The organism is Paenibacillus vini (assembly GCF_018403325.1).
GTDB classification, from domain to species: Bacteria; Bacillota; Bacilli; order Paenibacillales; family Paenibacillaceae; genus Fontibacillus; species Fontibacillus vini.
Genome location: NZ_BOSL01000002.1, coordinates 414,104 through 427,246, shown reverse-complemented (window position 1 = coordinate 427,246; position 13,143 = coordinate 414,104). Strand labels below are relative to the sequence as shown.

The following is a 13,143-nucleotide window of genomic DNA, read 5'->3' as shown; positions in this document are numbered from 1 at the left end:
GGCTTATTGCGATGTTGACGATTGACCGGTCCAAGCTTCAACGCTGCCCTTGGCTCTTGGATGAAATTGATCATAAACCGTTTTGATATTGGGACGGGTATGATTAAGGTACATCTGGATCGTGGCAAGATCGGCATGTCCGAGCATCTCCTGCACCGAACGAACATCCGCCCCGCCTTCAAGCAAATGGACAGCGAACGAGTGCCGCAGCGTATGCGGCGTAATTTCTTTGGATATCCCCGCCGCAACGCCGTACTTCTTAATCACCTTCCAAAAGCCCTGCCGACTCATCTTCCCTCCGGAACGGTTTGGAAACAAGGGGTCTTGCGGTCCGCTCGGGCCTAAGCCAGGCCGGACCTCGCGCAAATATCGGCCCACCCAATCCGCGGTCACTATTCCAAATGGCAAGATACGTTCTTTGCCTGTATCCCCTGAGCAGCGTAAGAAGCGGACATTCGTATCGATATCTTCCATATTCAGCGAGATCAGTTCGCTCACCCGGACTCCGGTAGCATACAACAATTCAAGCATGGCTTTATCCCTAAGCCCTAGTGGGTGATTGCAGTCCGGCATACGGAGCAGTAGCTCCGTTTCTTCCACCGTTAGCACAGCCGGCAGACTTTTGTCGAATTTCGGCATTTTAACTGCAATAAGTGGATCTTGATCAATGACCCGCTCTTGGAGAAGAAACTGAAAAAAGGCCTTCAACGCCACGGAAATCCTCGTAATCGTTGCCGGGGCCTTGCCCTCTTCCCGAAGCGCGGAGAAATAGAGCAGAATTCCCGCTCTGGTAACTTCCCGTAAATCTTCGGTTTCCTTGTCGTGCAAATAGTCCAGAAACTGGCGTATGTCACGTTTATAGCTTTCCAGTGTCGAGTTGCTTAAATCTTTTTGCCCGGCCAAATATGAAATAAAAGAGGCTGCATATCGTTCTATGTTCAGCGCCTCCTTTCGTAACGTCGAATGATGTCTTACCCGTGGCACTCTATTGTTCAATTCCACACATGATCTCATTTCCCTGCTGCCAAAGTCGCTATTCCCCGTACCAAAAAAACAGGATTAACCGTTCTGCCATCGTTTCCGCTTCATGGCCCTCCGCACTCCCGGCAAGGAACACTTTAACGGCGGATCCGTCCGGTACCCGGTATTTATCCAAGGGATAAACATACGCATCAAGTAATCCCAGACCTTTATATAAAGTATAGGCCAATGCGACAAAAACGAGCAAATATTTCAGAGTTCTCAGCATTCTGCGAACCGAGATAACCATAACTCTCCCTCTTTCTTTACCCATTTTCCTATCATTGCAATAGGAGCCTGGACACTATTTGTAACAGTATATAAAGAGAGCTAGGTGTATATGCAGGTTTTGAAGATCCCTCGAGCACGTTAAAAAAAGCCCCTAACGGTCCGGCCGTTCGGAGCTTGCATTCATGTTATTATGATTTCTTGCCGCCGTTACCCGGCTGATCCCCGTTCTTGTCTTTGCAACGGTAGCAAATGCCTTGAAAATCCAAACGATGATCAAGCACCGTAAAATTGAATTCCTTCTCCAGCCGTTCCTCTAATGGACCCAGCCAGTCTTCACGGATTTCGTCCATCGCCCCGCATTGCACGCAAATCAAGTGATGGTGGTGATGCTTGGTCGTATCGGTACGCAGGTCATATCTGGCAACCCCGTCCCCAAAGTTAATCTTCTCAACCACATGAAGCTCGCTAAGCAGCTCCAGCGTCCGGTATACGGTAGCCAGGCCAATCTCGGGAGCCTTATCCTTTACCAGCATGAATACATCTTCCGCGCTGAGATGGTCATCTTCATTTTCTAGCAGAACTCGAACCGTGGCTTCCCGTTGGGGCGTCAATTTATAACCGTGGGATTGCAGCTGCTGTTTAATTTTATCGATCTTTGCTTCCATGTTCTCCCCCCCAGGATTGCCGCAACTTGCGCTATAAATCACTTCTTTCATTATAGGGGGTCCGAATCAACAAAGTCAAACATTTACTGGAGCCTGCGCCGGATGTAAAGCTGGTCCAAGCCGAAGCTAGGAAAATAAATTTGGCAAAAGAAGTTTCTCTATGAATTACTTCACTGCAAGATTCTTAATCTTGCACATCTTTTCAATAGAATCACTACTATATTTGGCATCCTCTCCCGATTTATGATATTTATGTAAATGATTTATTTTAAAATAATAGAAGGAGGGATTTGAAGTTTTATGGTATCGCTTACATTGGAATTTAGTCAGTGAAAATGTAAATAAGGGTGGTGATGGAATTTAGTGTTGGAGTTTAAGCTGCAAAGTTATTTTAAATATGAAAGGAGAATAACATCGTGAAAAGCCAAAGAGTCTTTATCGCGTGGGTTTGCATCGTAACTATGCTTGCCGGATCGTTCCTTGTCTCTTTAGGGTCACCCGCTTCTGTTCACGCAGCAGGCGGCCCCAATTTGGCCGCAGGCAAACCGGTGGCTGAATCCGGACATGCCGATGTATATGCTGCGTCCAATGTAACTGATGGTAACTCAGGTACGTACTGGGAGAGCACGAACAATGCCTTTCCGCAATGGGTACAGGTCGATCTTGGCAACACAATCCGAATTGACCAGGTTGTACTTAAACTTCCGGCCGGATGGGAGAGCCGTTCGCAAACCCTGTCCGTACAAGGCAGCACAGACGGAACAAGCTTCACGGATCTTAGGCCAGCGGCCAGCTATACGTTCGATCCAAGCAGCGAGAATAAGTCGACTGTCGATTTCCCGGCAACCGACGCACGCTACGTGCGGATCAGCGTAACCGCCAATACCGGCTGGCCGGCGGCGCAGCTCTCCGAACTGGAAGTCTACGGAGCTTTGCAAGCCGAGGCATCGGTTATTCCGGGCAAGATCGAAGCGGAAAACTACAGCGGGATGAACGGAATCGAAACCGAGCCTACCGGGGATAGCGGCGGCGGCCTTAATGTGGGATGGATCCACACCGGCGATTGGCTGGACTATAATGTAAACGTGCAAACCGCAGGTATCTACACCGTTGAGTATCGGGTAGCCAGTAACTCAGGCACGGGTGAGATTCAACTCCAAACCGGCGGAACGACGCTAGCTACCACAGCGATCCCGAACACCGGAGGCTGGCAAAATTGGCAAACCGTTACGGCCACCGTGGCGCTTGGTGCCGGGCCGCAAACGTTGCGCATTTATGCCAGCGGATACGATTTCAATATTAACTGGATCAATTTCACACCGGGTGGAACCCCCGCCGATAATCAGCCACCGACGGCTCCATCCAATCTCGCTTACACACAACCAACTTCGGAAACTGTTCAACTCTCCTGGAGCCCGGCTACCGACAATGTCGGCGTTACCGGATATGACATATTCGCAAACAACCAGCTCCGCGTCAGCGTCAACGCTTCTACGCTGACGTATACGGACCAGCAACCTCCAAACGCGACTGTCACCTATTACGTAATCGCCAAAGATGCCGCAGGCAACGCATCCTCTCCAAGCAACTCAGTAACGCGCAACGGGTCGGACAACGGCACTGAGAAGAACCTTGCTATCGGCAAGCCGATTACCGCCTCTTCCTCCACCTTCACCTTTGTGGCGGCCAATGCCAACGACAACGATACAAGCACTTATTGGGAAGGCAGCGGACATCCAAGCACACTTACCGTAGACCTTGGAGCCAATGCCAATGTGAGTAAGATCGTAATCAAGCTCAATCCCGCCAGCTCATGGTCAACGCGCACACAGAGTATTCAAGTGCTTGGACATGCCCAAAATTCCACGACTTTCAATAATCTGGTCTCCTCCGCTTCTTATACATTTAATCCTGTTTCGCAAAATACAGTGACGATTCCCGTCAATGCGACGGCGAGCAGCCTGCAACTTCGGTTTACGGCCAATTCCGGAGCTCCAGCCGGACAAGTCGCCGAATTCCAGATCTTCGGTACACCGGCTCCAAACCCGGATCTAACGGTCACCGGCATCTCCTGGTCCCCTGCTTCTCCGAGTGAAACCGACGGCATTACGCTGCAAGCCACCGTCCAAAATATCGGCACAGCGGCTGCCTCGGCAACGGACGTGAACTTTTATCTGGACGGCTCCTTGGCCGGAACGGCTTCCGTCAGCCCGCTCGCCGCGGGGACATCTACCGTTGTCTCAGCCAACGTCGGACCCCGGAACGCCGGTTCTTATGAAGTGATCGCCAAAGCAGACGAAAGCAACGTCGTCGCTGAGATCGATAACACGAATAATAATTACACCCATTCCTCCCCGCTCGTAGTCGGTTCGGTTCAAAGCTCCGATTTGATCGGAACAACTTCATGGACGCCGAGTAATCCAAGCGCGGGCAATACCGTTACCTTCACCGTGAACCTCAAAAACCAAGGGAATATCGCTTCCGCCGGCGGAGCCCACAGCATTACAACCGTATTAAAGAACGGAGAGGGCAATACGGTTCAAACTTTTAACGGGGCCTATAACGGGGTTCTGGCTGCGGGAGCGTCCGCCAACGTCACTATGGGCACCTGGACTGCCGTCAACGGCAGCTATACGGTGACAACAACGATCGCGAGCGATGCAAACGAAGCGGCCATCAAGCAAAGTAATAACATCGGCACGGCCAGTTTATATTCCGGTCGAGGTGCAAATATGCCGTTTACCATCCTTGAAGCAGAAGTCTCCTCAAACGGCACGAACGGGACAAAGCTGGCTCCGAACTTTACGCCGGGCGACTTTGCCGGGGAAGCATCCGGGCGTTCAGCCGTTTATTTGGATGCCCCTGGTGAATATGTGGAATTTACGCTCACCTCGCCGGCTAACGCCTTCGTTCTTCGCAACGCCGTCGCGGAAAACACGACCGGAACGATCAGCATTTATGCAGACGGCATCGACAAAGGAAACTTTACCGTCACATCGAAATTCTCCTATCTCTACGCAACCCCCAGCACGCTTGGGGATCTCGGATACAAAAATTCAGGCTCCAAAGCTTACTGGCTCTACGAAGATGCCCAGTTGCTGCTTGACCAGGTCTATCCGGCCGGGACCAAAATCAAAATCCAGAAGGACGCCGGCGATGTCCCATGGATTTATGTGGATATGATCGAAACGGAAAACGTCGCCCCGCCAGCTTCAAATCCGGATCCGGATAAATACGTCCAGGTTTCCGGGACGAAATCCATTGAGCAAGCGCTGAACGAATTCCGGCAAGATCCCGGCAAGAAAGGAATTTTCATTCCGGCCGGCGAATGGACGATTTCGTCAAAAATCTTTTTATACGGTCGAGCCACTGAAATCATTGGCGCGGGTCCTTGGCATACAAAGCTGACAGCCCCTCAGAATCAAACAAACACCGATGTCGGTTTTAATATTAGCTCCGCCGCCAACGGCTCTACCATCAAGAATCTGTCCGCTTGGGGCAACTATGTCTACAGGCAGGACGGACCGGGCAAATTCATTGACGGGAATGGCATGCAGAACGTTACCATCGATAACGTCTGGGCCGAGCATTTCGTTTGTCTTTATTGGGGAGTGAATTCTTCACATAATACTTTTAAAAACAACCGGATTAAAAATATGTTCGCCGACGGCATCAATATGACCAACGGATCTTCTTACAATATTATCGATAACAACTATGCCCGGGGAACCGGAGACGATTCCTTTGCCTTATTTAGCGCGGTCGATGCAGGCGGCTCGTACAATGTCGGCAATAAATATACTAATCTCACAGCCACCAACGTCAGACGCGCGGCAGCTTTTGCCGTTTATGGCGGTCAAGATAACCTGTTCCAAAACTTGTACGGCGCGGATACGCTGACTTACCCCGGCGTTACCATCAGCAGCTTGAGCTTCGGTTATAATACGTTAGGGTTTGGAGCGCTGGATACCGTCATCGACGGAGTGACTTTAGACCGTACCGGCGGTGATTTCTGGACCAGCAACGGTGCCGATGACAAAATAAACGATTACCAAAACTTCGGAGCCATCTGGTTCCATGGCGGCGACAGAGACCTTAAGAACATCCTGGTGAAAAATGTGGACATCAACAATCCGGTATATTTCGGGCTGATGTTCCAGTCCAAGTCTCCGGAAAACCTCCCGATGCAAAATATCCGCCTGGAGAATATCACGATCAATAACCCGACCCGCTATGGCATCAAACTGGTAGCCAAGGCGGAAGACGGGCAAGGACCGGCGGTAGGGTCAGCGAGCTTTACCAATGTAAAAATCAATAATCCGGGGATTACAGCGATTTACGGTGAAAACAAGAGCCCTAATTTCAACGTAATCAGAGTGTCAGGGAATAACTGGTGATTTATTAATTTGTCTCTGTTAAAGTTTAATGTTGATATGACTTATAAAAATGGAAGTTCCCAATTTGCGGAACTTCCATTTCTATAATATTTGCTTGTTAAACTAACGAACCCTTTTACTTTAAGTGTAATTGTTCACAACTTATTAATTAAATAGTTATATCTATTTTTTTTCAATCGCCATACGCAAGTTCGAGATAACTCCAATAAGCAATACTAACGAACAAACGATTTTTTCAAAAGGTGTTCCAAACAATTGCTGTATAAATCCAAAAGACCAAAGTACAACAAAAAACCAACATATAACGGTTATTTCTCTTTTGTATTTATATAGTTTAATTCTACCAACAATCAACGTTAAAACTACACCTATAATAGATATAACCATATTTATAACAGATATTGGTAGCTGTTCAGCGAATGATTCAGACCTTCCACCATTAACCCCTGTGACTGGAATACTTTTGCATAGAATAAGAAAGTGGATTAAGATAGTCAAAGAGTAAAAAACAATTCCCATAAATACAGCAGTTTTAAAATTAATTTTCCTGAGTTTTTCTAAAAAAAAAATCACCTCATTTTTCTTCCCGTTACAATTTTATTAATCCAGTAATATACTATTCCTTATTTCTCTTACCATCTGACAGGTAACTGAAAGTAAGATTTCGAAGAGTTATCAAAAATGTACTGAAGTCCCTTCCGCCAAACCGGCGGAAGGGACTTTCTTATGTGCGGCGCATATAAGCGCGTACTGTCAGCGGTGCAAAGACGACTACGATGGCTGCTGCGCTTACGAGAGAAAGGATGAACTCGGTGCCGATTATACCGGTATTGGCCAATTCACGGACAGCGCTGACAAGATGCGAGATTGGATTGACCTGCACGAACCACTGCAGCCAATTCGGCATGGTTTCCACAGGTACGAAAGCGTTGGAAAGAAACGTGAGCGGGAACAGTACCATCATGGAAATCCCCTGCACGCTTGCAGCCGTACGAGCGATGACGCCGAAAAAGGCAAAAATCCAGCTGACTGCCCATGCACAAACAATAACTAGTAAAGCGGCGATAACGATGAATCCAAAACCGCCCTCGGGACTGTAACCCATGAGATACCCCATAACAAAGGTAAGAACCGTGGCAATCGCATAGCGAATTGTATCCGCGAGTAAGGCCCCCGCCAATGGTGCTATACGGGCGATCGGCAGCGATTTGAATCGGTCGAACACGCCTTTGTCCATATCCTCGCGAAGCTGAACGCCTGTGACGATGGAAGTGCTGATGACCGTCTGCACCAGAATCCCCGGGATGATAATCGGCAAGTAACTTTGTACATCTCCTGAGATGGCGCCGCCAAATATATACGTAAACATTAGAGTAAAAAGAATGGGCTGAAGCGTCACGTCAAACAACTGCTCGGGTGTGCGGCGGATCTTCAAGAGCCCCCGATAGGCCATCGTCAACGAATTACGAAGCGCCTGACCGAAACTTGAGTGATTTTTTAATGGACGCCCGGTATTTTTCATGATTGATGCTTGTTTCATACTCTTACTTCCTCCGCCCTTTTCGATGATTCTGAAATTTTTGGACCGATGTTGTTCTCGTTTCCACCTTGTCCCGTGATCGTCAGAAATACTTCGTCCAAGGTCGGCTTTTGCACACTGATTTCGGTTAGCCGTATTCCCCGGTTACGAAGAGCTACCAGCAGGTCGGTCACTTGATCGGGATCCGTCAAAGGCGACGTAATCTTGCCGGCTTCCGCCGTTACACTGGCTCGAACATCAAGCACCTGTTCAACAATTTCACGGGCATAGGCGATATCCTGTTCTTGATCGACACGTAAATTCAGCGCCGAGGTGCCGACGGATCCTTTCAAATCATCGACCGTCCCCTCCGCCACGACCTGTCCCCGATCGATCACCGCGATGCGGTCTGCCAATTGGTCCGCTTCATCAAGGTATTGCGTGGTCAGAAGCACGGTCGATCCGGTGTCCACCAAACGGCGGATCGTATCCCACATTTGCGAACGCGTTCGCGGGTCCAGCCCGGTCGTCGGTTCGTCCAGGAATATGAGCGGAGGCTGCGCAATGAGACTGGCGGCCAAATCCAGCCGACGACGCATGCCTCCTGAGAAATGCTTCAGCGGACGTTTCGCCGCTTCGGTCAGACCGAATTCCTCCAGCAGATCACTTGCCTTGCGCCGGGCTTCCGCACTCCCCAGTCCAAGCAATCGTGAGAAAATAATCAGGTTTTCGGTGGCGCTTAACGACTCGTCGACCGAAGCGTATTGACCCGTTACCCCGATCAACTGCCGTACGATATGCGACTCCTTTACGACATCATGACCGAAGATGCGCGCCTCCCCGGCATCCGGTCGCAGCAATGTCGCTAACATGCGAATCGTCGTTGTTTTACCCGCTCCATTCGGACCTAGCACACCGTAAATCGAACCGGAGCGAACGTTCAAGTCCACGCCGTCCACAGCGCGATTGTCACCGAACAGCTTTACAAGTCCCCGGGCTTCGACGGCCCACTCGTCGTTATGTTTTTTGTTCATTCCCACATCTCCAATCACTGTTTATGCTTGAAACAATAACCCGCAAATATAAACTGAATTTAAACAGGTTCGTGTTTGTATATCTGAATTATATGGCTTCTTAGCCAGCCCCTAAAACCTTCTTGAGGCTGGATTCGAATCGGTCTGCAGACGGAAAACGTCGGCTTGTATCGTTGAGAATCTTTGGAAAAACATGCGAATAGCATCAAATAAATAAGGAAGGCTGCCGAGATTATCTCGACAGCCTGTAAGTGACACCTCATCCACTCTATAGTCAATTTTCATAAACACAAAAACCCTCCTGAAAATTGCTAAACAATGATAATGTATTGATGTATGTAGTTTATCGAGGAGGGGTTAGAATGCATTTAAAGAAATACCTTATACTCATAGCACCATTCCTGATTTTAACATTCATTCTATTCTTCACTCTTTCATATGAAAAAAGGTTTTATGCCTTTATTCCTGTTTTTGCATTTTGGATAACATACTACACCTGGATTTATATTGAGAAAAAAAGAAAAGACGGAGGGAAATGATCAACAGTGAATTATAGACTAGCCACTTCCAATGACTATGAAGATATATTAAAACTGTGGGAAAAGTCAGTGTTTGCAACTCATGATTTTGTTGAATTTGAGGATTTGCAAGATATAAAAGAAGAAATCCCTTCGTATTTACCTCATCTTGACGTGCTGATTTGGTATATCGATGATTTAACCATTGGATTTTCATCCATTAACAACCATCATCTTGAAATGTTATTTTTGGATCCTGATGAAATTGGAAAAGGATATGGAACCCAAATCCTAAGAAAACTTATCAATGACTTCAAAGTAGAATCTGTTGATGTAAATAAGGACAATGAGCAAGCAAAAAGATTTTATCTTAAACATGGATTTATTGTTGTAAGCGAAGATGAAACTGATAGTTCAGGCCGGCCGTATCCTATTCTTCATCTTAAATTGAAAGACACTTTATGAATGTTCGCTACGTCGACCAATTGATCTTTTTTCAGCTTTTCAAATTTTGTGATCATGAACACGATAACTTAAAAAACAAAGAAGGCTGCCGAGGTTATCTCGACAGCCTAAATTAAACCCATTTAACGACTTAAGTCGCAGTCGGAGCACCGGACAGTTTCTCTATATCGGTGGATCCGAATATTAGCAATGTAATGACGATAATTAATAGAACATTGCCAGCAAAATTTTCTCCATCAAATTCACTCATACCCTTCACCTTCTCTTGAGGAGTTTATTTAACTGTTGCCCGTCTTCTTCTTCAATGCCTCCATAAAGTCGTTTAAAGTGATATCTCCATTTTCGTTCATAAAATTTACAAGTTTATCGACGGTGTCATTATTCAATGTTTTAAATTTACCAACGAGGCTGACGAATAATGATGAATCAGTATACAACTGAATCGAATCCACTTTAAGCCTTCCCGTTAAAAGCAAGGCCGCAACAACGAGCTCCAGTTTTTTGTTTCCTTGTAAAAGAGGGAGAGCGCTTTGCTTGTTTTTCTGCACCTGCTTAGACCGTTTATTTTTTTGGGTTCGAGTAGACATTCTTTCTCCCCCCATTATCTGATAACGCCACTAATGAACTGCCATTGCATCTATATTATTCAATGAAAATGCATTTAGTGAAGAACATATATAAATAATATTCAATTGTTTATGTGACCCGGAAAATGAAAAAGAATGCTTCTGAGAAAGTGAAAGTTCACTTCGGAAGCATTCTTGATTCTGAGTATTTGCCGTAAATGTGATTTTTCATTATAACGTATTCTGCCCGATCATCGGCGTAACCCATGCCATCATCGTTGGGGTAACCCACGTTTCAAAAGAAGAAACCGCCATAAGCACTGCCGCCATGGCCAGCGTCAGACCGGTATAAGACAGGAACGGACGTGAGACGTTCCCGTTACGGTGGAGCAGCACCCTGCTGCGGATGATCCCCAGAGAAAAGCTTACGGCGGCTACACTGCTGATCAGGAGGGCCGGGATGACGATCAGATTATGCGGAGCGACGGAGACCAGCGCGAACAGCAGCCCTTTCCATGTATATTGGCCGACCAGGCATCCTACGGTAAAACCGATTAACACGCCTTTCAGAAAATCCAGGATCAGAATGCCCGGCAGACCGATCACGGAAAGCCCGAGCAGCCAGATCAAACCGAGCCATTTCAAGTGCAAACCGGCTACTTCCCAGTAGGTTTGAGGCATAAAGCCTTCTCCCCCTTCGTTCACCGATACGAAAAAGTTGCCTAAATAACGGGATAAATCCTGCTGCTGCTCCAACGTCAGCGCATTTACCATCAACGCTCCAAATACGACACCCATTAAAAATAGTACGCCGACAAATATATAGAGCGGTGTTTGATCCTTTAGAGTATGGCGGATAGGTTGAAGCATACGGTAGGCCCCCTGTCTTGTTCACGATTAAGCTTATACTAATCTATGAACAAGCCCTATTCCGTATGCTATATTTCCGTCACTTCTGCGTTTTGGAGACTTTGCCGTAAATTCCGCCGCCGCCCGATTCAAGCTGAAGCATACCTGAGCGTGCCGCAGCGATTTTACCGGCCAATTCCTCACCGACAACTCCGGCAAGAGCGGTCTCAGGTACCTGGTGCAAAATGTTCATCTCCGTGCCAAAAGACTTCAGCAAGAGCTCCAGCTTGGCCGGGCCCAAACCGGGGATGAACTCAAGCGGCACCTGGTAATGGTATGCCGGGCGATGGCTCGGCACTTGCGGCGCAGTGCGGTCTGCGATCGAGATGATCCGGTCCAGCACGCCTCGGACGAGCTTCGGACTTCCGCAATAAGTGCAGCGCTCGACGGCCGTTTCCGATTCGTCAATAATGTAGCTGCAGCCCCCGCAATAAGTTCTATGGTATTTCCCCAGCCGTGGATTCAATCCATAATTTCCGGCAACCTTTCTGCCCTCGACGCCTTTCAGCGCCTTTTCGAATTCCCTGTAGTTCGGCTCCCTCAGAATCAGCTCGTTGTATTCCCGCCCGATTTTACCAAGCGAATGGGCATCCGAATTGGTCAGAATCGTATAGTTGTCCAGTTCGCTGATCCATCCCGCCATCTCGTGATCGGCACTAAGACCAAGTTCAACGGCGCTGATCAGATCCGGGTCAAGCACATGGTCCAACCGGGGAGCACAGCTGCCATAAATACTCCGATGAGGCGTGAAAATATGCGCCGGAATCACCATACCGCCTCTGGCATATACCTCTTCCTGCAAAACCTTGGCCGGAGCGTATACCCGCTGGGAGCTGAGCGTAATATTTTTCATTCTTTTCTCAAGCCAGCCGGTAAAGGAAGTTATTGTGTCAAGATCCGGGAAGAACACCAGCAAATGGGCCGGCCCCATGCCGGGTTCGCGAATTTCCAACTCACTGCCGAGCAAAATGGTAGTTCCTTTGTAGGCAATTCCGCCCTCTTGCAATTCTTCCATTTCTCCGGTTTGCAGGCTCAACCTGATATCCTCCTGAACCCCCGGTGAGTGGCAATCGATAATTCCGACCAGATTGATTCCCTTACGATCCGCCGCCTCCTTTGCGATATTCGCAAACGTCAAATCCCGGCTTCCGCTTATTTTGACCGGCGCCCCTTGCCCGGTTCTTCCGATATGAATGTGCAGGTCCGCGAAAAAGGACGACAGTTCGCTATTCATCATCGTCATTTCCGTTCTTGCTCCGGTGTTTGTGCAAGCTGAAGCTGCCAGATATATGCCGCCAAAATCGTTTTTGCATCAGCAATCCGGCCTTCTGCTATATACTGCTGCACCTCATCGAACGAGGCTTCGATAACCTCCAGAAACTCGTCCTCATCCGGCGTCATTTCTCCTGCCGTCAAATCCTCAGCCACATACAAATGTATGATCTCATCCGCGAAACCCGGAGAGGTGTAAAAAGAATGCAATTTCGTAAGTTTACCGCATCGGTATCCGGTCTCTTCCTGTAATTCCCTTTTAGCTGCCTCCATCGGATCTTCATCTTTCTCCAGCTTGCCCGCCGGAATCTCCAATTCGCAGCGAGCCATCGCCTGCCGATACTGGTCCACAAGCAGTAACCGTCCATCTTTCACCGCCAGTACGGCCACGGCCCCCGGATGGCGAATGATTTCGCGCTTCGCCTCTGTTCCGTCAGGCAGTTCTACCGTATCGATTTGCAAAGAAATCACTTTACCGCTGAATACCGGCTCGGTGGAGATTGTTTTTTCCTGCAATTTCTCGTTTGTCATTTCAAATCATCCTCCC

General features: G+C 48.1%; 13 protein-coding genes. 3 read left to right on the top strand and 10 right to left on the bottom strand.

Annotated features, from left to right (window positions below; translation table 11 throughout):
- Positions 1-3 precede the first annotated feature (3 nt).
- The 3 genes from xerD to fur all read right to left on the bottom strand — a co-directional run bounded on the left by xerD (position 4) and on the right by fur (position 1,916).
- Complete coding sequence (gene xerD, locus KJS57_RS05335; protein WP_306434200.1) at positions 4-1,002, bottom strand: site-specific tyrosine recombinase XerD; 999 nt, start codon at positions 1,000-1,002, stop codon at positions 4-6.
- Between the two features lie 31 nt (positions 1,003-1,033).
- Positions 1,034-1,270, bottom strand: coding sequence for a DUF4227 family protein (locus tag KJS57_RS05330; protein ID WP_211019557.1), 237 nt, complete (start codon positions 1,268-1,270; stop codon positions 1,034-1,036).
- A gap of 169 nt (positions 1,271-1,439) precedes the next feature.
- On the bottom strand, positions 1,440-1,916 hold the full coding sequence (fur, locus tag KJS57_RS05325) for a ferric iron uptake transcriptional regulator (RefSeq protein WP_211019558.1): 477 nt from the start codon (positions 1,914-1,916) through the stop codon (positions 1,440-1,442).
- Positions 1,917-2,332: 416 nt separating this feature from the next.
- Between fur and KJS57_RS05320 the strand changes: the two genes are divergently transcribed.
- Positions 2,333-6,313, top strand: a complete 3,981-nt coding sequence (locus KJS57_RS05320) for a discoidin domain-containing protein (protein WP_244861403.1) — start codon at positions 2,333-2,335, stop codon at positions 6,311-6,313.
- A gap of 162 nt (positions 6,314-6,475) precedes the next feature.
- Here KJS57_RS05320 and KJS57_RS05315 read toward each other — a convergent pair whose 3' ends face one another.
- The 3 genes from KJS57_RS05315 to KJS57_RS05305 all read right to left on the bottom strand — a co-directional run bounded on the left by KJS57_RS05315 (position 6,476) and on the right by KJS57_RS05305 (position 8,866).
- Positions 6,476-6,886, bottom strand: a complete 411-nt coding sequence (locus tag KJS57_RS05315; protein WP_213654010.1) for a hypothetical protein — start codon at positions 6,884-6,886, stop codon at positions 6,476-6,478.
- Positions 6,887-7,037: 151 nt separating this feature from the next.
- Positions 7,038-7,853 (bottom strand): ABC transporter permease, encoded by an 816-nt coding sequence (locus KJS57_RS05310; RefSeq protein ID WP_213654009.1) that lies wholly within the window; start codon positions 7,851-7,853, stop codon positions 7,038-7,040.
- Positions 7,850-8,866 carry an ATP-binding cassette domain-containing protein gene (locus KJS57_RS05305; RefSeq protein ID WP_213654008.1) on the bottom strand — a complete coding sequence of 339 codons (1,017 nt, stop codon included), beginning with the start codon at positions 8,864-8,866 and terminating at the stop codon, positions 7,850-7,852. Before KJS57_RS05305 ends, KJS57_RS05310 begins: the two co-directional genes overlap by 4 nt.
- A 362-nt stretch (positions 8,867-9,228) precedes the next feature.
- Between KJS57_RS05305 and KJS57_RS05300 the strand changes: the two genes are divergently transcribed.
- Together KJS57_RS05300 and KJS57_RS05295 are read left to right on the top strand one after the other, a co-directional pair.
- Positions 9,229-9,405: a hypothetical protein gene (locus KJS57_RS05300; protein WP_213654007.1), complete on the top strand. Its 177-nt coding sequence runs from the start codon at positions 9,229-9,231 to the stop codon at positions 9,403-9,405.
- A 6-nt stretch (positions 9,406-9,411) separates the two neighbouring features.
- Positions 9,412-9,849 (top strand): GNAT family N-acetyltransferase, encoded by a 438-nt coding sequence (locus KJS57_RS05295; RefSeq protein WP_213654006.1) that lies wholly within the window; start codon positions 9,412-9,414, stop codon positions 9,847-9,849.
- Positions 9,850-10,127: 278 nt separating this feature from the next.
- Here the strand turns inward: KJS57_RS05295 and KJS57_RS05290 are convergent, their stop codons facing one another.
- From KJS57_RS05290 to KJS57_RS05275, 4 genes are all read right to left on the bottom strand, one after another.
- A complete protein-coding gene (locus KJS57_RS05290; protein WP_244861402.1) occupies positions 10,128-10,436 on the bottom strand; it encodes a hypothetical protein in 309 nt (102 codons plus the stop codon).
- Positions 10,437-10,646: 210 nt separating this feature from the next.
- Positions 10,647-11,285 (bottom strand): stage II sporulation protein M, encoded by a 639-nt coding sequence (gene spoIIM / locus KJS57_RS05285; RefSeq protein ID WP_213654005.1) that lies wholly within the window; start codon positions 11,283-11,285, stop codon positions 10,647-10,649.
- A 79-nt stretch (positions 11,286-11,364) separates the two neighbouring features.
- Entirely contained in the window at positions 11,365-12,567 is a 1,203-nt protein-coding gene (locus KJS57_RS05280) for an endonuclease Q family protein (RefSeq protein WP_373316789.1), read from the bottom strand.
- Entirely contained in the window at positions 12,564-13,127 is a 564-nt protein-coding gene (locus KJS57_RS05275; RefSeq protein ID WP_213654004.1) for an NUDIX hydrolase, read from the bottom strand. The genes KJS57_RS05280 and KJS57_RS05275 overlap by 4 nt, the downstream gene beginning before the upstream one ends.
- Between the last annotated feature and the right edge of the window lie 16 nt (positions 13,128-13,143).

Excerpts from the sequence above, each read along its gene's own strand:
- KJS57_RS05275 (WP_213654004.1), bottom strand. The coding sequence starts at position 13,127 with ATGACAAACGAGAAATTGCAGGAAAAAACAATCTCCACCGAGCCGGTA.
- KJS57_RS05310 (WP_213654009.1), bottom strand. The coding sequence starts at position 7,853 with ATGAAACAAGCATCAATCATGAAAAATACCGGGCGTCCATTAAAAAAT.
- KJS57_RS05290 (WP_244861402.1), bottom strand. The coding sequence starts at position 10,436 with ATGTCTACTCGAACCCAAAAAAATAAACGGTCTAAGCAGGTGCAGAAA.
- fur (WP_211019558.1), bottom strand. The coding sequence starts at position 1,916 with ATGGAAGCAAAGATCGATAAAATTAAACAGCAGCTGCAATCCCACGGT.
- KJS57_RS05300 (WP_213654007.1), top strand. The coding sequence starts at position 9,229 with ATGCATTTAAAGAAATACCTTATACTCATAGCACCATTCCTGATTTTA.
- KJS57_RS05280 (WP_373316789.1), bottom strand. The coding sequence starts at position 12,567 with ATGACGATGATGAATAGCGAACTGTCGTCCTTTTTCGCGGACCTGCAC.
- KJS57_RS05305 (WP_213654008.1), bottom strand. The coding sequence starts at position 8,866 with ATGAACAAAAAACATAACGACGAGTGGGCCGTCGAAGCCCGGGGACTT.
- KJS57_RS05330 (WP_211019557.1), bottom strand. The coding sequence starts at position 1,270 with ATGGTTATCTCGGTTCGCAGAATGCTGAGAACTCTGAAATATTTGCTC.
- spoIIM (WP_213654005.1), bottom strand. The coding sequence starts at position 11,285 with ATGCTTCAACCTATCCGCCATACTCTAAAGGATCAAACACCGCTCTAT.